Source organism: Empedobacter sp. GD03861 (assembly GCF_029840885.1).
GTDB lineage: Bacteria > Bacteroidota > Bacteroidia > Flavobacteriales > Weeksellaceae > Empedobacter > Empedobacter falsenii_B.
The window spans coordinates 1-21,144 of record NZ_JAOCDJ010000014.1 but is presented as its reverse complement, the minus strand read 5'-3'; the positions used below and the strand labels follow the sequence as shown (position 1 = coordinate 21,144).

Annotated in this window: 14 protein-coding genes; 11 read left to right on the top strand and 3 right to left on the bottom strand. The window is 31.1% G+C overall.

The genetic code is table 11. The features are described 5' to 3' along the window. The first annotated feature begins 86 nt into the window (after positions 1-86). Positions 87-641: a twin-arginine translocase TatA/TatE family subunit gene (locus N5D03_RS08725; protein ID WP_280051390.1), complete on the top strand. Its 555-nt coding sequence runs from the start codon at positions 87-89 to the stop codon at positions 639-641. Further along, positions 641-1,216: a phosphatase PAP2 family protein gene (locus N5D03_RS08720; protein WP_280051389.1), complete on the top strand. Its 576-nt coding sequence runs from the start codon at positions 641-643 to the stop codon at positions 1,214-1,216. The genes N5D03_RS08725 and N5D03_RS08720 overlap by 1 nt, the downstream gene beginning before the upstream one ends. Before the next feature lie 105 nt (positions 1,217-1,321). Here the strand turns inward: N5D03_RS08720 and N5D03_RS08715 are convergent, their stop codons facing one another. The 3 genes from N5D03_RS08715 to N5D03_RS08705 all read right to left on the bottom strand — a co-directional run bounded on the left by N5D03_RS08715 (position 1,322) and on the right by N5D03_RS08705 (position 5,601). Beyond that, entirely contained in the window at positions 1,322-2,470 is a 1,149-nt protein-coding gene (locus N5D03_RS08715) for an AI-2E family transporter (RefSeq protein ID WP_280049977.1), read from the bottom strand. A 145-nt stretch (positions 2,471-2,615) separates the two neighbouring features. Further along, positions 2,616-4,784, bottom strand: coding sequence for a S46 family peptidase (locus tag N5D03_RS08710; protein WP_181816304.1), 2,169 nt, complete (start codon positions 4,782-4,784; stop codon positions 2,616-2,618). A gap of 196 nt (positions 4,785-4,980) precedes the next feature. Beyond that, positions 4,981-5,601 carry a hypothetical protein gene (locus N5D03_RS08705; RefSeq protein ID WP_125350692.1) on the bottom strand — a complete coding sequence of 207 codons (621 nt, stop codon included), beginning with the start codon at positions 5,599-5,601 and terminating at the stop codon, positions 4,981-4,983. Positions 5,602-5,748: 147 nt separating this feature from the next. On the opposite strand from N5D03_RS08705, the gene lipB reads away from it, so the two are divergent. From lipB to N5D03_RS08660, 9 genes are all read left to right on the top strand, one after another. After that, positions 5,749-6,462 (top strand): lipoyl(octanoyl) transferase LipB, encoded by a 714-nt coding sequence (gene lipB, locus N5D03_RS08700; protein ID WP_125350693.1) that lies wholly within the window; start codon positions 5,749-5,751, stop codon positions 6,460-6,462. Positions 6,463-6,522: 60 nt separating this feature from the next. After that, complete coding sequence (locus N5D03_RS08695) at positions 6,523-9,240, top strand: hypothetical protein (RefSeq protein WP_280051388.1); 2,718 nt, start codon at positions 6,523-6,525, stop codon at positions 9,238-9,240. A gap of 178 nt (positions 9,241-9,418) precedes the next feature. Continuing rightward, a complete protein-coding gene (locus tag N5D03_RS08690) occupies positions 9,419-12,334 on the top strand; it encodes a SusC/RagA family TonB-linked outer membrane protein (protein ID WP_280051387.1) in 2,916 nt (971 codons plus the stop codon). Positions 12,335-12,353: 19 nt separating this feature from the next. Continuing rightward, positions 12,354-13,787: a RagB/SusD family nutrient uptake outer membrane protein gene (locus tag N5D03_RS08685; RefSeq protein ID WP_280051386.1), complete on the top strand. Its 1,434-nt coding sequence runs from the start codon at positions 12,354-12,356 to the stop codon at positions 13,785-13,787. Then, entirely contained in the window at positions 13,787-15,127 is a 1,341-nt protein-coding gene (locus tag N5D03_RS08680) for a glucoamylase family protein (RefSeq protein ID WP_125350338.1), read from the top strand. The genes N5D03_RS08685 and N5D03_RS08680 overlap by 1 nt, the downstream gene beginning before the upstream one ends. Positions 15,128-15,137: 10 nt before the next feature. Then, positions 15,138-17,384 carry a glycoside hydrolase family 3 N-terminal domain-containing protein gene (locus N5D03_RS08675; protein WP_280051384.1) on the top strand — a complete coding sequence of 749 codons (2,247 nt, stop codon included), beginning with the start codon at positions 15,138-15,140 and terminating at the stop codon, positions 17,382-17,384. Between the two features lie 88 nt (positions 17,385-17,472). Continuing rightward, positions 17,473-18,312, top strand: coding sequence for an endonuclease/exonuclease/phosphatase family protein (locus N5D03_RS08670; RefSeq protein ID WP_280051383.1), 840 nt, complete (start codon positions 17,473-17,475; stop codon positions 18,310-18,312). Between the two features lie 5 nt (positions 18,313-18,317). Continuing rightward, positions 18,318-19,772 carry a glycoside hydrolase family 30 protein gene (locus N5D03_RS08665; protein WP_219034584.1) on the top strand — a complete coding sequence of 485 codons (1,455 nt, stop codon included), beginning with the start codon at positions 18,318-18,320 and terminating at the stop codon, positions 19,770-19,772. Positions 19,773-19,875: 103 nt separating this feature from the next. Beyond that, entirely contained in the window at positions 19,876-20,727 is an 852-nt protein-coding gene (locus N5D03_RS08660) for a carboxylesterase family protein (RefSeq protein ID WP_125350343.1), read from the top strand. Positions 20,728-21,144 lie beyond the last annotated feature (417 nt).

Sequence of the window (21,144 nt, the reverse complement as noted above, 5' to 3'; positions counted from 1 at the left end):
AATTTTAAATAAATTTTAAGAAAGCCATCAAAGAAATTTGATGGCTTTTTTTCTTCTACTAAATTTAGATTTTATACATTTGTTTAGTGAATAGTTTAGTAATATACCCAGCGTTTTTAGACTTCCAGGAAGTCGTGATTATTATGGTGGTTGCTGTAGTGATTTTTGGACCAGATAAAATTCCAGAAATTGCTCGTGGTTTGGGAACTGCTGTACGCAAATTAAAAGAAGCATCTGAAGATATCAAACAAGAAATCATGAATCCTGTTCAGGATGTTGATCCGACAAAAGAGATTCAGAATACCATAAAAGAGTTAAATCCAATGAACGAAGTCAAAGATTCTTTTGCGAAAATTAATCCAATGGAAGATTTTCAGAAATCATTTGACGAAGTTCGTAATCCAGTAGATGAAATGCATCAAGCGATTCATCAAGATAATACAGTAAATGCAGCGTTGAAAGATGATGCACCAACTATGAAGGCTGTAGATCCTGTACAAGATTTGGAATTGGATATGCAAGAGACAACAGAACCCGTTATAGAAAATGTGGTTGAGCCAATTGCGGAAGAACCTGCGGCTGTTGTAGAACCAAAATCTGTAGACGAAGCATTAGGTTTAGGTGGATCAGTAAGTAGATAATGATACAAGATTATTTTGATTGGGACGTACAAATATTTTTGTATTTCAATAATTTAGGGAGCGAAAAATGGGATTGGTTTTGGTTAATAGTAACCGATAAAAAAACATGGATTCCGCTGTATGTCATCTTTCTTATCTTACTTTATGTAAAACTTGGTTGGAAAAAAACCTTGTTAGCTGGAGTTTGTATTGCACTGATGATAACATGTGCAGACCAATTTACAAATATCCTGAAAAATTCTTTTCAACGTTTTCGTCCATGTTACACCGAATCGATTCAAGGATTATTTCGCCCGATAGATTGCGAGGGTAGAGGTAAATACGGTTTTACTTCGGCACATGCATCTAATCATATGGCGATTGCAATTTTTATGGGAATAATGCTAAGACGCTATTACAAATGGTTACTTTATGTCTTACTTGTTTGGGCGTTAATGGTTGCTTACAGTAGAGTTTATGTTGGAGTACATTTTACAGGAGATGTGTTTTTCGGAACACTAATCGGAATATTTTTCTCGATACTTTTCTTGAAATTGTATTATTTCTTAGAAAAAAAATATTTGAAGAAGAATTAGATTCATAATAAATAAATACAAAAAAAGTCTATAACAAATTGTTATAGACTTTTTTAATGGATAAAATAATAGTCAGCAATCCAATTATGTAAAATAGAAATCAGATTACTCCAAATTCTCGTCCAACTTATTTGTTTTTTTCTTTGATTTTTTAGCTTTCTTTTTGGCTAAAAATGTATTTAAATCATCATCAATTTCTGTAGAATCTTCATCACCCAAAAGATAACCCCAAGGTTTTAATTCAGTCACATTATCAAAAACAATTTTCATCAACGCAAGTATTGGAATCGATAATAGCATGCCCATAATTCCCCACGTCATTTCTCCAATTACTAATCCAATAATCACAATCAAAGAATTAATTTTTACTTTAGAACCTACAATTTTTGGCATCACTACATTTCCATCAATTGCATGAATTGCAATAAATGCAATTAAAACAAAGAACAATTTTGAAGCTGACATTGTGGCAAATGTGATTATTAGCGTTAAAATTAATGAAATAACAATTCCTACATAGGGAACAACATTTAGAACACCAGTTAAAATAGCTAAAACAAATTTGTATTTAAGTCCAAGGATAGAAAATGCAATAAAAGATAAAATTGATACGACTAACATTTGTAAAAATAAGCCAATCAAATATTGTTTGACCATTTTTTGAATAGATGTAATGACGTTATAAACCTGGTCGTGTGTATTTGAATTGAATGCGTAATATAAGAATTTTACTAAATGACGACGATAAATCAACAAGAAAACAATGTATAAAAAAGTGAACAAGACTGTAACAGCCATCGATGAAACAATAGAAATTACTTTTTCGATTACAATTGTACTCGTTTCGATAGTCGTTTTGACATTCTTTGTCAAATATTCCATTTGCGCATGCGAATTAACACCAAAGGTATGGTGAATCCAATCTTGCAAATTCATAAATGCTTCTATGATTTGTTTCTGAAACGTAGGCCATTCATTTGCTATTTCAGCCATTTGTATAGCAATCAAATAGAAAATTCCTAAGATAAATGCTGCAAAAAGCAAGGTGGTAATGATACTTGAAATAACACGTGGAATGCGTAAATATCTTTCGAAAAATGAACAAACGGGTGCTAATAATATTGAAATTAAGAAGCCTAATATTAATGGAACTAAAATTCCTTTACCTATTATTGAAATAAATGTTAAACAAATGATTGACAATAATGTGCAAGTTAGTTTTAAATAAAAAGGCCATTTTCTAATGACTTCCATAATTATGAGTGTTTTATTTTGACAATTTTTTAGATAAGTTGTATAAATATAGTTTTATTTCTTAAGACTTTATTTGAATCTTACGTTTATTTCAATAAAAAAACCACGTTATAAAAACGTGGTTTTCAGAATATAGTGAAAAATATTATTTTTTCTTTGCATTTTTGCTTTCGTCAACGATAGTCATTTCATCAATCAAACGTTGCGCATTAGCATACTTGTCAACTACCCACAAAATATAACGAGAGTCCACCATAATATTACGACAAATCTCTGGATCATAATTTAAATCTGACATTGTTCCTTCCCAAACACGGTCAAAATTCAATCCGATTAATTCTCCTTTTGCATTCAATGCAGGAGAACCAGAATTACCACCAGTTGTATGGTTTGTTGCAATAAAGTTTACAGGTAATTTTCCGTTTTTATCGGCGTATTTTCCGTAATCTTTTTTATCGTATAAACTTAACATTTGTTTTGGTAAATCATACTCATAATCTCCCGGAATATATTTTTCCATTACACCTTCCATGTGCGTTACAGGTTCGTAATAAACCGCATCGCGAGGTTGGTAACCATCAACTTTTCCGTAAGTTACACGTAAAGTTGAATTTGCATCTGGGAAGATTTTCTTGTCTGTAAATACATCCATTTGCGCTTTCATATACGTACGCATCAACTTGTTGATTTTATCTTGATTCGCTAAATATGTAGGCGTTACTTTCGTTTGATTTGCATCTAAAATTAAACGAATTTGAGCAATTAAGGCATCTTCTTTTAAGGCTTTGATAAACTCAGCATCATTTTCAGCCAAAGTTTTGATATTTCCTAAAACAGATTGACCATTAATTTTTTTCGTTCCGTTGATTACCGAATTTCCTAAAGCTGTTTTGATATTTGCAGCAGTTGTAGTTGGTAATAAATTTTGAGGAACAACTTTGAAATAATTATCTGCTAAATCAGAAGAAATTGTTTTATCCAATTCTGGATTATAATCCTTGTGCATAGACGCAACTGTATTCAACGCTTTAGCTTTTGTTTCTGCGTAATTTTTTTGTCCAACCGCATTCAAAATATTGTTCAATGTTAACGCCATTCTGAATGTTTCTGAATTTGAGAAAAACGTTTCAGAATACATTGTGTACGCTAAATTGTAATCTTGATTTGCTTTATTAACTTGATTTAATTCAGAAATAATATTCGAATATTCACCTTTTAATTTCGGATTTTTCGCAATACGATTCATGAATTCTTGTTCATATTGTTGACGTTTTTCTACAGCTTTCGAACGGTTTAATCCTAAAACTTCGCCAATCCATTTTTTATGTGCATTCGAAATACGCGCTTGTTTAGACGCATAAGCGATACGAGTTGCATCGTCTTCACGCATTTTTTTATCAATATGAGATAATGCAATTGTACGCACATTGATACGCGCAGGATCAATTACATCTTTTATTTGCTGGATAGAAGAAGCTGGTAAATATTCGTCCGTCGTACCTGGGAAACCATATACAAACGTGAAATCGTCCTCGCTAATTCCCGAAATATTAATTGGTAAGAAATGTTTTGGTTTGTACGGAACATTGTCTGGTGAATAATCTGCAGGTTTGTTGTTTTTATCTGCATAAATTCTAAACATCGAGAAATCTCCTGTATGACGTGGCCAAACCCAGTTGTCTGTATCATTTCCATATTTTCCAATTGCAGAAGGTGGCGCACCAACTAAACGAACATCTTTGTATGTTTCTGTTGTAAATTGGTAATATTTATTTCCTTTGTAAAAAGGTTTGATAAATACTGAACGATAAGCTTCTGTTTTAGTTTTTGCATTAAAATCTTCAATATTTTTCTTGATGATTTTGTTACGATCTTCCTCCGACATATTATCGTTAACACCAGCTAAAATTGCAGTAGTTACATCTTTAATGTCTACAATAAAAGTCGCTGTTAAACCTTCGTTTGGTAATTCGTCTTTCAACTCTTTAGCCCAAAAACCATCTGTTAAATAATCATTTTCTAAAGATGAATGTGCTTGGATTTCTCCATAACCACAGTGATGATTCGTTAATAATAAACCATTTGGAGAAATAACTTCAGAAGTACAACCGCCACCAAAGTGAGCAACTGCATTGTTGATACTTTTATCTCCTGTACTGAAAATGTCTTTTGATGAGATTTTCAATCCCATGTCTTTCATTTCCTTTTCATTCAATTCTGTCGGAATCCACATTCCACCACTTTGTTGTGCAAAAACGCTAAAGTTTGCAAACAAAGCCATTAAAATAGATCCTTTAACGAATAGTTTCTTCATTTTTATTTGATTATTTTATTCTACCGATTTCTTAGAATTCCAAAGATAAAGATTTTTATTCAATCGTTAATGAATTGCTTAAAACCATTATTATTAGTGAGGTTTTAAAGAATAATTTATTCATAAACTTCGATTTTATTAAGATCAATTGAACCAACAATATAGGTGATTAAAAGTGACTGAATGTTTTTATTTATTAAATTTTACCAATCATTTCTATTATTTCTAAAAAACTATTTTCTTTACTAAAACTTTTGATTTTTTCTATTACTTCAGGATAGTCTTTAAATAAAATATACAAATCCGCTTTCGCTTTTTCATATTTTTTGTCTTTCATTCTGATTAAATAAGGATAAGCAATAAGTTTATTGTTTAGATTATTTGCATCCTGAAAAATAAAGTTGAGATAATCTTCTCTAGTTCTACTAATTGGATTATACCCTGCTATAGTAATTAAGTAAATATTAAATTTTCCTTTAGAAACGACTTGCGCAAAAGATTCTTTAATTTTCGTAGTTTGTCCTATCAAAGCATAATTATCAGAGTAAACAACAAGATTTTTTAAAGAGACAAAACTCATTTTATCAATTGTAAAACCAATAATTTCATTCGGATTGTATTTTATCACTTTATCATCTTTCGTTTTTCTAAATTTTAAGTCACTATCATGACTTGGAGTCCATTTAAGCTCTCCATTTAATTCAGATAGATCATTTAATGTAACTTTTCCAGCAACAAAATCTTTGGCAAAAGAATATTCTTGAGCGTTTATAACAAGAGAACTAATCATTAGTGTGATTAATAGAATTGTTTTCATAAAAAATAAATTATTTATGAATTCGAAATTACTTTAAACAAAGTATATATGCAATTTTGTTAGATGAAACGATTTAAAGAATAGCTAAGCTAAAATTAATTATTAACTGATTCTTTCGTAAATTTGACATTCGAAACACATTGTGAAATGAAACAAATTGTCGAATTCCAAGATTTAGGAATTAACAGAGATTACCAAGAAATTTGGGATTATCAAGAAAGTCTTTTAGCAGAAAATATAGCCGTAAAACAATATAACAGAGCGCAAGAAAAGGAGGGAAGTTCAGATTTTAAAAACACTAAAAATCATTTACTTTTTGTAGAACATCCGCATGTTTATACACTTGGAAAAAGTGGACATTTAGAAAATATGTTAGCTTCGAGTGATAAATTAAACGAAATAAATGCAACTTTTGTGAAAACGAATCGTGGTGGAGATATTACCTATCATGGACCGCAACAATTAGTTGGTTATCCTATTATGGATTTGGATAACTTCAAGCCAGATATTCATTTGTATATGCGCAATTTGGAGGAAGTGATTATCAAAACTATTGCCGAATATGGACTAAAAGGTGAGCGTTCTCAAGGAGAAACTGGCGTTTGGTTGGATGTAGGTCGACCTTTTGCTCGAAAAATTTGTGCAATGGGTGTTAAGGCTTCACGTTGGGTAACGATGCATGGTTTTGCACTAAATGTGAATACAGATTTGCGTTATTTTGAATACATCGTTCCATGTGGAATTCAGGATAAAGCTGTTGCTTCATTGGAAAGAGAACTTGGACATCAGGTAGATATGAACGAAGTGAAAGCGTTTACAAAAAAACATTTTGCAGAAGTTTTTGATGTAGAATTTAAATAAGATAATTCAAAAATATAATCTATTTTTAAAGACCGTTTTTACGGTCTTTTTTATTGCACAATGAGAAGCTTATTTATTCTATTTTTACTTGTTTCCACTTATAGCAAATCTCAATCGTTTGCGCCAATTATTTCGAATTATTCTAAAAGCGAATATTTGGGCGAATCGCCTATTTGGGATATTACAGAAAATAACAAGCAAGGAAAAGTATATTTTGCGAACAATAGAAATATCTTAGAATATGACGGTAATTTTTGGGAAAAATATTCGCCAAATAGCTTAACAATTATACGTTCTGTTTTTACAATGAATAATGTATTGTATACAGGTGCATTAAATAATTTTGGATATTGGAAAACGATTGAAGGAAAGAAAGTTTACATTTCAATTTCAGATAAATTCAAAAGTTTTGAAGGATTAGAACAAGAAGAAATCTGGAAAATATTTTATCATAATCGTTCTATTTATTTTCAATCGTTCAATTATCTTTTTCAATTTGATGGTAAAACAGTTAAACGATACAAATTACCTGCGCTTTCTTCTTACGTTTATCTGGTGAAAGGTAAAATGTTAGTAGCGACTATTTCTAAAGGTATTTTCGAATTTAATAATGGACATTTTGAGCCGTTATTTGAAATTGAAAAAGGTAAATCAATTGTAATTCATGGAATAGAAAAATATGATAATGATTATTTAGTTGGTACATTAACAGAAGGAATTTTCAAGTACAACAAAACAGCTGGTTTACAAGAGTTCAATGTGGAATTCAATAAAATGCTAAAGAATTATTTAGTGTTAAAAATGATTCGATTAGAAGATAAATTAATCATTGGAACATCAAATAATGGGATTTATGTATATGATTTAAAAACTAATTCTTACAAAAATTACAATCAAAACTCTGGGTTAATCAGTAATACAATCCAAAATATAAGAATAGATTCTAAAGGAAATGCTTGGCTTGGAACGGACAAAGGTATTTCGAAAATAGAATTGAAAAACAAAACTCAACTTTTATATGATTACAATGGTCATTTAGGAAATGTTTTTTCGTTCGACTTTTATAAGGATAATATTTTGCTGGGAACAAATCATGGATTTTATAATTATTCAAATACTTCAAACCAAACAAATTCAGTTCTCGAAAAAGGTTTAATTTGGAATATAACAAATATTGATAATACAATTTATGTTTCGGATAGTTGGGGAACTTACATTTATTCAGGACTTTTGAATAAGATTTCTTCTACAAATGGAGGTTTTAAATTGATCAAAAATGGAAATAAATTATATCAATCATCTTTTACGGGAATCAATGAATATATACAAGGTTCTCATAAAGAATCTACTAAAGTTTCTAGTTTAACTATTCCTATTATTGATTTTGTTATTGTCGAAAATAAAATTTTAGGAACTGGAAAAAATGGTGGTTTATATTTATTTGATCTTAAAAATAGAACAGGTAAGGAGATATTTTACCAACATAAAAAATTAGTTAATCCGCAAACTATTCTCGAAGATAACAAGGTTTTTGTATTGATTGATGATCAACATTTAGTCCGTTATGATATAAATAAAAATTTATTTTCTGACGAGAATTTAGATTCAAAATTAAAGAATATTAATCGAATTCGTTATTTAAAAGAGAATCGTTATTTAGTTGAAGCGGATAATATTCTGTATTATTCTAAAGTGGAACAGAATAAATTGATTCATTATTTAATTCCCAAAAAATTGTATGATGGAAAATTGGTTGATGACAATTTAACGGCTAAAATCAACGATCAGTTTTTATATATTAACCTCGAAAACGGATTATTGAAATATGATTTAAAATCTATACGTCGTGAATTACCAAAGATTAAAATTAAAGCAAAAATCAATCAAACGGTTTTGAATAATGAGCCTAATATTGAGTATTCAAATAATTATATAGATTTTTATGTTTCAATTGTGAATGATGATTTTGCGAATTATCAATTATATTATCAATTAAATAACTCTAAAATTCAACCACTTAATCAGCCAATAATTAATTATAAACAATTAGAAAGTGGTTCATATCAATTGTCAATTTATGCTTTAAAAGATGGAAATTTTGTTGAGTTGAATCATTTTGATTTTAGGGTTAAAAAGATTTGGTATTTATCAAATTTGATGATATTATTTTATATTTTATTAATTGTTGGATCGATTCTGGCTATTTATAAGTATAACAGAATGAAGTTGAAACAAAGTTTCAGAATTAAACAAAAGCAATTTGAATATGAATTGAATTTGATGGAAATGAAACATCAACAAGAGTTGAAAGAATTAAATCATCATAAAGAAAAACAACATTTAGAAACTTCTTTACAAACGAAATCTACAGAATTGGCAGGACAAGCTTTGAAATTAGCTAATCAACGTGCTATGATCCTAGAAATTAATCAATTGTTTTCTCAATTGGAAATGAATGAAATCAATAAAAAATTAAAAAAGAAATTTGAGAAAACGTTTTCGGAATATAGTTACAACAGAAATGAATGGCAAAATTTCGAATTAAATATTCAGGAAATTCACCAAGATTTTATTAAGAGATTAGCTGACAAGTATTCTAATTTAACTGCGAAAGACTTAAAACTGTGTGTATTCCTTCGAATGAATTTATCAACCAAAGAGATTGCTCCTTTAATGCACCTTAATTATCGATCAGTAGAACTACAACGATATAGATTACGCAAAAAAATGCAAATTCCTTCTGAAATAAACCTAAATAAGTATATGATTAATTTTTAAATATCGGAAAATAAATTACATCATAACTACATCATGTTGTAAATGTAATGATTTATAATTATTTGGTATTTAGTATTATATATTTTATTTTTTTAGAAAATTATTCTAACTAAAATTATTACTTGTTAATCAAGTGTTAAAACATTCTATTTTTGAAATAACCATTTATTGAAATAGAATGAAAAAATATTTTCTTCCATTATTTATTCTCGGGTCTTTCTGTGTAAATGCCCAAGTTACTAACGATTCTATACAGATAGGAGATCCTTTTGAAAGTGATTCTATTATACTAGATCAAGCCGTTGTGGTTGGGTATGGTACTGTTAAGAAATCAGATCTTACATCAGCTGTTTCATCAGCTAATGCTAAAGACATTACGCAAATTGCAAGTACAACTGCCATGCAGTCTTTGCAGGGTAAATTAGCTGGTGTTAATATTATTAATACGGATACTCCAGGAGGTACACCAACTGTTTTGGTTCGTGGAATGGGTACAGCTTTGGGAGGTAAAGCTCCTTTGTATGTTGTGGATGGGTTAATTGTTCCAAATATTAATAATATTAATCCAAATGACATTGAAAAAATTGATGTTTTAAAAGATGCAGCATCTTCAGCTATTTATGGAGTTCGTGGTGCAAACGGTGTTGTTGTTGTAACAACTAAACGTGGTAAAACAGGAAAGATAAGAGTTAACTATGATTCATATATTGGAGTAAGAAATACTATGAATATGGTAGATATGGCTGATGCTAATCAGTACATAACTTATTTTAACGAGCAAAGAAAAGCAACAGGAGGTTCTTTGATTTCTACAAATCAACAATATAACACGAATTGGTTTGATGAAATGTTAACCACAGGACAGTTAGTTAGTAATAATGTTTCGTTGGCTGGTGCTGGAGAAAATATTAATTACATGTTCAGTATTAATAATTTCGAAGAGAAAGGAATTTTAGAAGGAAATAACTTCAAAAGAACAACTGTTCGTAGTAACAACGATTACAAATTGTTTGATGGAGTTTTAAAGATTAAACAAAACGTTAGCGCTACATTTTCTAGAGAAGTTCCTAAACCATATGGAGCATTTGATACAGCTTACCGTCAGTCACCATTAGTTCCTGTAAAATATGATAACGGAAGATGGGGTTTACCTATTTTTAATACAACTACAGGAGAAGTAACATACGTTGCAAAACCAGGAGAGGTGACAAGTAATTTGAACTCTCATGGTAATCCAATGTCTACTTTATTCTATGATAATCAAAAAGCTAATTCTACTACGCTTCAAGGAAATATTGAAGCTGAACTAAAATTAGCAAAAGGTTTAACTGTAACTTCTCGTGCTGGAGGAACAAAATATTGGTACAAATACAGAGAATTTAATCCAATTAAAGAAAGATGGATTGCAGGTAATCCAATTAGAACTGCTGCTGAATTTGAAGATTTAAAAGCGAAAAATCCAGCAAGTTCAACTTATATGAATAACTCTCTAAATCTAATTAATGTAGAAACATTTAGATGGTCATGGGAAAATTTTGTAACATTTGATCGCAAATTTGGAGATCATTCGTTCAATGTTGTTGCGGGAGTTTCTGCTGAAAAAATGGGTATTGGTCAATATTCAGATATCACAGTATATGATGTTCCTGATAAAGAACAATATTGGTCAGCTCATCATGCTTCTGGACAATACAAGGCTGCAATGGATCAAAATAATTACACTCCAATTGCTTATGCTTCTTATTTTGCGCGTTTACAATATAATTACGCAAATAAATACTACGTTTCTGGAATTATTCGTAGAGATGGCTCAAGTCAATTTAAACAAAACGAAAAATATTGGGGAACTTTCCCATCAGTTTCTGCTGCTTGGAATATTTCTAACGAAGAGTTCTTAAAAGATAGTAATGTAATTTCTTTCTTAAAACTTCGCGGAGGTTGGGGACGCTTAGGTAATGCAGATGTGCCATACAATTATACAACAATTTCTACTTCAACAGGTAGTGATAATGCGAATTATGTTTTTGGACCAGGTCAAGATTTAATTTATGGAGCTTATATCGGATCTCCAGCTTATGATATTTCATGGGAAATTGTAGATGAATGGAGTGCTGGTCTAGATTTCGAGTTATTGAAAGGTAAATTATCAGGAAGTTTAGATCACTACAACAAGACCACGAAAAATGCCATCTTAAATATTAAACAAATAGGATCGTCTCCTTATGAAAAAGATTTTTATGACCATGCTGCAAAAGTAGTAAATCAAGGTTTTGAAATTGCTTTGAATTATCGTAATGAAACAGCTGGAGGATTTAGATATTCGATAGGTGGTAACTTTAACTACAATGAAAATGAAGTGAAGTCTGTGAAAGAAGGATATTCTGGAATGACAGGAGGTTCTTTAGAAAATGGACAAATTACAAAACGTTTAGAAGCTGGTCAACCACTTGGTTCTTTCTGGTTATATGAAGTAGAAGGTGTTTGGCAAACACAAGATGAAATAAATAGCAATGCTCATTTATCAAGTGCTCGTCCAGGACATTTACGCTACAAAGACCAAAATGGAGATGGAGTTATTGATGATCGTGATAAAAAATTCATGGGATCATATATTCCAAAATATAACTACGGAATCAATGTTAGTTTAGAATATAAAAATTTCGATTTAACGATTAGCGGTTACGGAGTTGGAGGTAACAAGATTTACAATGGTAACAAAAATACACGTTTAGGAGGGGAAAATATAACAGTTGATATGTATAACGATCGTTGGACAGGAGCTGGTAGTACAAATTCTCATCCAGGAGCGGAGCGTGATCAAGTTGCTTCTTCTTACTATTTAGAAAAAGGAGACTACTTCCGTTTAAGTAACGTAACATTAGGATATAATTTTCGTGATAAAATAGATTTTATTAAAAATCTGAGAATCTATGCGAGTGCTCAAAATTTATTTATCATTACAAAATATTCAGGATTTACACCAGAGTTAAACGCATATAATAATGAAGGGGATCCATATGGTACTACTGGTGTAGATATCTCTGCATATCCAAATGTTAGAACATTTTTAGTTGGATTAAACGTAGAATTCTAATCTAGAAAATTTTAAAAAAATGAAAAAAAATATATTTAAAATAGTAACATTAGCTTCTATTCTTTCAATCGGAACATTAAGTTCATGTACAAGTGATTTTTTGAATGTAGATTCTCAAGAAAATATAGCTATTGATGATCAAGCTTCTCAATCTCCAGAAAAATATGTGAATGGTATTTACGGAATGTTTACAGATTGGGATTATGCATTCTCTTGGTTAGGAGTTACTGAAATGATTTCTGATAATGCAGATAAAGGAAGTTCCTCTACAGATAATGGTGGAGATAAAAGAGATTTAGACGAATTATTACATAGTTCTACAACTGGTTCTATCGAAGCTATGTGGAAACGTTTTTATAAAACAATTGGTAGAGCGTCATATTCTATAAAATATACGACAGAATCATCAATCACAGATGCAGAAAAAAATAGATTAATTGGGGAAGCAAAATTTTTGAGAGCTGTTTCTTATTTCTATTTGGTTCGTATGTTTGGAGATACTGTGATACAGGAGTTAGATGTTCCGGCGTCTTATTCAGTACGTAAACCAAAAGCAGAAGTTTATGCATACATTGAAGCAGATTTATTAGATGCAATATCAAAACTTCCTACTAAAAATGAATATGCTGCAAAAGACTTAGGCCGAGCTACAAAAGGAGCTGCGCAAGCATTATTGGCAAAGGTATATTTGTACCAAGCAAAATATCAACAAGCTTATGATATGGCAACAACGGTTGTTAATTCAGGACAATATGGTTTAGAAGCAGATTACGCAACGACTTGGCGAGTAGAAACCGAAAATGGAACGGAATCTTTATTTGAAATCCAAGCTCGTGGAGATGCTGTTGCGCATGGCGTTCAACAATATTCAGAAACTCAAGGAGCTCGTGGTACTGGAGGTTGGGGATGGGGATTCAATGTTCCTTCTCAAAATTTATTAGATGCTTTTAATGCTGAAGGAGATGCTATTCGTCGTGATGCAACAATCATTTTTAGAGGTGAAACTTTATATGACGGTCGTTTAGTTCCAACATCGGTAGAAAACCCAATGTATAATGAAAAAGCGTATTCAAGTGCGAATCTTGGTTCTGCGGATGGAGACAAAAACATTCGTGTAATTCGTTTTTCTGAAGTTTTATTAATTCAAGCCGAAGCAGCAAATGAAATTGGGCAAGATGCTTTAACACCTCTTAATCGTGTTAGAACACGTGTAAAATTAGCTCCAATAGCAAGTATGTCTAAAGATCAATTACGATTAAAAATTTGGAATGAAAGACGTTTGGAGTTAGCATTCGAGCACGATCGTTGGTTTGATTTAGTTCGTACAGGACAAGCTAAAGACATGATGGCTCTTGATGGAAAAACATTTGTTACAGGTAAACATGAGTTATTCCCAATTCCAAATGCTCAATTAATTCAAACTCCAACAATGACTCAAAACCCAGGTTGGTAATGATTAAATTAAATAAAACAATAGTTACTTGCGCTCTTTTATGTGGCGCAAGTGCTTTTGCTCAAACAAAACAAGAAAATAAGCTGTTAGATAAAGTTCAAAAACAGACGATTCAATATTTTTGGGATTACGCTGAACCTCATTCAAAATTAGCTCGTGAACGTTTTCATCCTGATGGTTTTTATCCAGAAAATGATTCAAATATCATTACAACAGGAGGAACAGGATTTGGATTAATGAGTTTAATTGTTGGTATTGATCGCGAATTTATTCCAAGAAAAGAAGCAACTGAACGAATTTTAACAGGGTTGAAATTTTTACAAAATGCAGATCGTTTTCATGGAGCTTGGCCACATTGGTTAAATGGCGAAACAGGAAAAGTAAAAGCTTTTAGTACATACGATAACGGAGGTGATTTGGTAGAAACTGCATTTCTTGCTCAGGGGTTAATTTGTTTGAAAGAGTATTTCAAAGATTCTAAAAATGAGAAAGAAATAGAGATTTCGCAATTAGCTGATCAACTTTGGAAAGAAATCGATTTCAATTTTTATACACGAGGAGAAAATGTGTTGTACTGGCATTGGTCTCCAAATTACGAATGGAAAATCAATTTTCCTTTAAAAGGATTTGATGAAACCATGATTACGTATGTTATTGCTGCGGCTTCTCCAAAACATTCTATCAATTCAGAAGTTTATTACAGCGGTTGGACGAGAAATGGTGATATAAAATCAAATGATTCTGCATACGGAGTTCCATTAATTGTAAAGCATAACGGAGCTAATAAAAATGTTGGACCTTTATTTTGGGCACAATATTCATTTATTGGACTTAATCCAAACAATTTAATAGATGGAATTGGTATTGATTATGGAAAAGTAGTGAAAAATCAAGCAAAGATTCATTACATCTACAATCAACAAAAAAAGGAAAGTTTCAAGAAGTACAAAAAAAATATGTGGGGATTAACGGCAAGTTATACCTTCAATCCAGATGGAACAGAAGGTTATACAGCACATTCTCCATTAAATGACAATAATGTAATTACGCCTACAGCTGCGTTATCGTCTTTCCCATATACACCGAAAGAATCTATGGATTTCTTGAAGTTTATTTACGAAAAACAAAACAAAAGCTTGATTGGAGTAGCAGGTCCGTATGATGCGGTTGATGTAAAAAATGATCGAGTGATTACAAAATATTTGGCGATAGATCAAGGAACAATTACACCAATGATAGAGAATTATCGCTCTGGATTATTGTGGAAATTGTTTATGCAAAATGAAGATGTACAAAGAGGTTTAGATAAATTGAAATTCAAAACAACAGCCTCGAATTAAAATCAAAAAAATGAAAAAACTAATTTATTCAATTGCTTTCTTAGGATTAGCATTCAATACTTATGCGCAAAAAATAAAGTTTGATAAATCAAAATCGAAATCAGAATTTATTGATTATGTGATGAGTCAAATGACGATTGATGACAAAGTAGGTCAGATGGTACAATATACCTATGACGGAGGTGATGTTACAGGATCTGCAATTGATAAAAATTATATAAAATACACGAAACAAGGTATGATGGGGTCCGTGTTTAACGCAACGACAACAGATATTACTAAAAAATTACAAAAAATAGCTGTTGAAGAAACACGTCTTGGAATTCCATTAATTTTTGGATACGATGTAATTCATGGTTACGAAACTATTTTCCCAATTCCACTTGGTGAAGCTTCTTCTTGGGATTTAAAAGCAATTGAAAAATCGGCTCGAATTGCTGCTGAAGAAACAGCTGCAGGTGGAGTTCATTGGACTTTTGCTCCGATGGTTGATATCGGTTTTGATCCTCGTTGGGGACGTGTTTCTGAAGGTGCAGGTGAAGACACTTTCTTAGGAAGTAAAATTGCAATAGCGCGTGTTAATGGTTTTCAAGGTAAAAGTTTATATGATTTAAATACCGTTTTAGCGTGTACAAAACACTTTGCAGGATATGCTTTAGCGCAGGCTGGTCGCGATTATGGTTCGGTAGAAATTTCTGATCGTTTCTTAAGAGATTATATTTTGCCGCCTTTCAAAGCGACTGTTGATGCAGGTGCTGGATCTTTCATGACGTCTTTCAACGAAATTGGAGGAGTTCCTTCTACAGCAAGTAAATATTTGTACGATCAAATTTTGCGTAAAGAGTGGAATTATAAAGGGTTTGTTGTAACAGATTATACGGCGATTCAGGAATTAGTTCCTCATGGAATTGCAAAAGATTTGGAAGAAGCAACTCTAAAATCGGTTGAAGCAGGAATTGAAATGGATATGATGAGTGGTGCTTTTCTTAATCATTTATCAAAATTAGTAAAAGAAGGAAAAGTAAAACAAGATGTGATTGATACTGCGGTTCGTAGAATTTTAGAAGCTAAATATGATTTAGGTCTTTTCGAAGATCCATATCGTTATTCAAATGCAAAACGAGAGAAAGAAACGGTAATGAAACAAGAGTTTTTAAATGAAGCTCGTGATGTTGCGCGTAAATCAATGGTTTTATTAAAGAATGATAAACAAATTTTACCATTAAAAGAATCTCAAAAAGTTGCAGTTATTGGACCTTTAGTTAAAGATGAGAAAAATATCATCGGAAACTGGGCTGCACGTGGAGATCGTTATGGAAAAGCGTGGTCTGTTTGGGAAGGTTTGAATGATGTTTTAGGTAAAAACGCAAAAATTACTTACGCACAAGGAACAGAACTTAATTCATCTAAAACTGATGGTTTTCAAGAAGCAATTAATGTAGCGAAAAACTCGGATGTAATTGTTGCGGTTATGGGAGAAAACGAGAATCAAACAGGTGAAGCGGCTTCTCAAACAAATATAGATTTACCAGGAAATCAGAAAGAATTATTAAAAGAATTAAAGAAACTTGGTAAGCCAATTGTTTTAGTTTTAATGTCTGGTCGTCCAATGACAATTTCTTGGGAGAATGATAATATGGATGCAATTTTATATGCATGGTATCCAGGAACAATGGGAGGTTTAGCGATTACAGATGTTTTATACGGTAAATATAATCCTTCGGCTAAAACACCTATGACATTCCCTCGCTCTGTTGGTCAAATTCCAATTCATTACAATCAAAAAAATACAGGTCGTCCTTATTTAGGAGAAAGTGATGTAGAGCAAAAATATAAATCTCGTTATACAGATTCTCCAAATTCGCCTTTATATCCATTTGGTTACGGTTTAAGTTATACAACGTTTGATTATAGTAACTTGAAGTTGAATAAATCGATAATGAAAAATGGAAAAGATGAAATCAAAGTAACTGTAAATGTTAAAAATACAGGAAACTACGATGGAGAAGAAGTGGTACAATTATATGTTCGCGATTTAGTAGGAAGTGTAACGCGTCCAGTTCGTGAATTGAAAGGTTTTGATAAAGTCATGATTAAGAAAGGAGAAACAAAAACAATTACGTTTACATTAACTCCAGAAGATTTAAAATTCCACGATATCAATATGAACTATGTTGCAGAAGCAGGAGATTTCGACATTTTTGTTGGAGGAGATTCTAACGCTTCACTTAAAACAAGTTTTACTTTAGTTGATTAAATTCCTCATATATAGTTAGAAATTTAGTTTTATTTCTCAACCAAGTAAGTATGTAAGTGCTTACTTGGATTTTTACAAAAATTCACACATGAAAAAATATATTAGTTTAAGTTTAGTTTTAATCATGACAATGATAGGTTTTGCTCAACAAAATATATCAATTATGTCTTACAATATTAGATTAGCTTCTGTTGATGATGGCGCAAATCATTGGAATATTCGCAAACAAAAATTGGTTGATTTAATCAAATATTATGATGCTGATTTTGTTGGTGTACAAGAAGCGCAAGTTCCTCAACTAGATTTTATCAAACAAAATGATTCACAATTAGATTTTATCGGAGAACCTCGTTCAAGTGATAAAAATGCTGAATATTCGGCGATTTTTTACAAAAAAGATCAATACAAAGTTTTAGAACAAAAAACGATGTGGTTGTCAGAAACGCCAGAAAAAGAATCAAAAGGTTGGGATGCAGCATACAACAGAATTATCACTTACGGATTATTTCAAGACAAGAAAACAAAAAAGAAATTTTGGGTAATCAATACTCATTTTGATCACGTTGGAAAAGTTGCGCGTCAAAAATCATTAGAATTAATCGATCAATTAATTCATGATTTAACAAGTAAAAAAGATTATCCAGCATTTTTTATGGGAGACTTTAACATGAATCATGATGATGCCTCTGTAAAATATATTCAAAACAAATATTTAGATACTCGCCTTAATGCGCAAATGGTTTATGGACCAGATTTTACATGGGAAGATTTCAAATTCAATGTAAAAGGAACAGAAATTTTAGATTACATTTTTTACAAAAAGAATTCAAAAGTAACGTGTAAAAGTTTCAATACGATTGATGATTTCTACGATTTCAAATATCCATCAGATCATTTACCAATTTTAGCCAAATTTTTAATTCAATAATAATTATGACAAAATCACATTTGAAATATCCTCTTATTGCAGCTTTATTGTTAAATTATTTTGCCGTAAATGCGCAAGATTTTAAACTTTCGAACAAGAAAATCGAAATATATACAACTGCTAAAAATACGAATCAACGTATCGCAAAATGGACAGATAAGTTAGCTGTAAAAAAGTTTCCACAACCAAAAGAAACAGATATTGCAATTTTTATTGATCCAAAACGTAAATTCCAAAAATTTGAAGGAATTGGAGGAGCTATCACAGATGCTTCAGCAGAAGTTTTAGCAAAATTGCCAAAGAAAGCGCAACAAGAAATTATCAAAGCTTATTATAGCGAAAAAGAAGGAATTGGTTATTCGTTGATTAGAACAACAATAAATTCGAGTGATTTTTCGAGCGATAGTTACACGTATGTAAAAGATAATGATAATGAGTTAAAAACTTTTGACATTGCACATGATTTGAATTATAAAATTCCGATGATTAAAATGGCAAAAGCAGAAATGAAAGATGCTTATCGTTTATATGCAAGTCCTTGGAGTCCGCCAGCTTGGATGAAAACGAATAACAGTATGTTAAAAGGAGGTTCTTTGAAACCTGAATATTACCAAACTTGGGCTAACTATTTTGTGAAATTTATCGAGAATTATGAGAAAATTGGTTTACCAATTTGGGGAGTTTCTATTCAGAACGAACCAATGGCAACGCAAACATGGGAATCGTGTATTTATACAGCTGAAGAAGAACGTGATTTCTTGAAAAATAATTTAGGTCCGACTTTTCACCAAAAAGGATTAAAAGACAAAAAAATTATTGTGTGGGATCATAACCGTGATTTAATTTACCAGCGTGCTTCAACTATTTTGAATGATCCTGAAGCTGCTAAATATGTTTGGGGAGTTGGTTTTCACTGGTACGAAACATGGAACGGAAGCGTGAATTTATTCAATAATGTAGCGTTAACTCACGAAGCTTTCCCGAATGTTAATCTAATTTTTACAGAAGGTTGTAAAGAACAATTTGATTACAATCAAATGGGAAATTGGGCATTGGGTGAAAAATATGGTTACAATATGATCAACGATTTTAACTCCGGAACAGTTGCTTGGACAGATTGGAATGTTTTGTTGGATGAAAAAGGAGGACCAAATCACGTAGGAAATTTCTGTTTTGCACCAATTCATGGTGATACTAGAAATGGACAAGTTACGTATACAAATTCGTTTTACTACATTGGTCAGTTCTCAAAATTTATTCGTCCAGGTGCGCAAAGAATTGCAGCATCGTCTAATCGTTCAGATTTAATGACGACTTCTTTTGTAAACAAAGACGGAAAAGTTGTGGTGGTTGTGATGAATCAAACAGATAAACCTTATCAATATAATTTATGGATAGAAGGAGAAGCTGTTGAGGTGAATTCGCAAGAACATTCGATTAGCACAATCATTATTTCGTAAAAAAATAGAATAATTAAAGGGAAAATTATTTATAGTAAATTGCTTGACAAATTGACAACGTAAGAAGTTAAAGTCAAGCAATTTTTATTTAAAATAGAAGAAAATGAAATATTTAGTTGCCTTATTTTTAATGATAAGTTATACATATGCGCAGAAAACGATAGTATATGATAAAAAAAATAATTTAGCGTTTGATATTTATTATCCGAAAAACTATAAAGAGAATCAAACCTATAATGTATTTGCTTGGGTACACGGAGGCGGATTTTCAGGAGGAACAAGAGCGGATAAAGAAGAAATTGAACGAATGAAAGATGCTCAAGAAAGAGGTTTCGTAGCTGTTTCTATCTCGTATAGATTATTGGCAAATTCTTCGGCTGGTTTTGGGTGTGATTTGCCAAAACAAGAAAAGTTGATGATTTTTAAAGAAGCCTCTTTTGATGTTTTAACTGCGCTAAATTTTATTCAAAATAATTCAAAAGAACTTAAATTCTCGATTAATAAATTAATTTTAGGAGGAAGTAGTGCAGGAGCGGAGACTATTCTAAATGCTTATTATTTGAGAGATTTATGGTACGGAAATCAATTCAATCAAGTTAAAATTGATGGTTTAGTAAGTTATGCAGGAGCGATTGTAGACAATCGTTATGTTACAAAATCGAGTGTTTTGCCAACAGTTTATGTACATGGTTTAAGCGATGATGTTGTACCAGCTTACAATGCGCCACACAGAAGTTGTTTGGATAATCAACCAGGATTTTTTCCTTTAAATGGTTCTGCTACTTTAGAAGATTTGAATAGAAAATATAGTCAGGCATCTTTTGCTATTTTCTCTAATTCAGGAAAACATGAATGGTCTGGATTAAGAAAACAATATTTAGACGAAGTTTTCAATTTTATTAATCAATCAATAATTGGAAATAAAAAAGTAAATAATCGAATAATTGTTGACTAATAAAAATATAAGTACATGATAAATTATTTAATGATTATAAATATAAAACAAACAAAGAGCAAAATTTCTTCTGCTCTTTGTTAAATAACCTAACCAACTTTATACTATGAAAAATCTGTATAATCTTTAAACTCCTTTGTTACGAATCACAAATAAGAATTGTAAATTTAGAAATACAATTATTGTTTTAAATTGATGTAGATCAAGAAATAATAATTAAACAAAATGTAGAATCTGATTCAGTTTTAGCTAATGGAACAATGACAATCACTCGAAAATCTGATAAAAAAAACTACAGTGATAAATTTTGAAGGAGGAACAGCTTGTTAATTCTTAAATAAAAAGACAAAGCAATTTGCTTTGTCTTTTATAGTTAGTTTTTGAGGATAAAATTAGAAATGACTTCTACTAATTCTA

Bases quoted from the DNA above. Each gene is read 5' to 3' on its own strand.
- N5D03_RS08665 (WP_219034584.1), top strand. From the start codon at position 18,318: ATGACAAAATCACATTTGAAATATCCTCTTATTGCAGCTTTATTGTTA.
- N5D03_RS08690 (WP_280051387.1), top strand. From the start codon at position 9,419: ATGAAAAAATATTTTCTTCCATTATTTATTCTCGGGTCTTTCTGTGTA.
- N5D03_RS08695 (WP_280051388.1), top strand. From the start codon at position 6,523: ATGAGAAGCTTATTTATTCTATTTTTACTTGTTTCCACTTATAGCAAA.
- N5D03_RS08660 (WP_125350343.1), top strand. From the start codon at position 19,876: ATGAAATATTTAGTTGCCTTATTTTTAATGATAAGTTATACATATGCG.
- N5D03_RS08680 (WP_125350338.1), top strand. From the start codon at position 13,787: ATGATTAAATTAAATAAAACAATAGTTACTTGCGCTCTTTTATGTGGC.
- N5D03_RS08705 (WP_125350692.1), bottom strand. From the start codon at position 5,601: ATGAAAACAATTCTATTAATCACACTAATGATTAGTTCTCTTGTTATA.
- N5D03_RS08675 (WP_280051384.1), top strand. From the start codon at position 15,138: ATGAAAAAACTAATTTATTCAATTGCTTTCTTAGGATTAGCATTCAAT.
- N5D03_RS08710 (WP_181816304.1), bottom strand. From the start codon at position 4,784: ATGAAGAAACTATTCGTTAAAGGATCTATTTTAATGGCTTTGTTTGCA.
- N5D03_RS08715 (WP_280049977.1), bottom strand. From the start codon at position 2,470: ATGGAAGTCATTAGAAAATGGCCTTTTTATTTAAAACTAACTTGCACA.
- N5D03_RS08720 (WP_280051389.1), top strand. From the start codon at position 641: ATGATACAAGATTATTTTGATTGGGACGTACAAATATTTTTGTATTTC.
- N5D03_RS08670 (WP_280051383.1), top strand. From the start codon at position 17,473: ATGAAAAAATATATTAGTTTAAGTTTAGTTTTAATCATGACAATGATA.
- N5D03_RS08685 (WP_280051386.1), top strand. From the start codon at position 12,354: ATGAAAAAAAATATATTTAAAATAGTAACATTAGCTTCTATTCTTTCA.
- lipB (WP_125350693.1), top strand. From the start codon at position 5,749: ATGAAACAAATTGTCGAATTCCAAGATTTAGGAATTAACAGAGATTAC.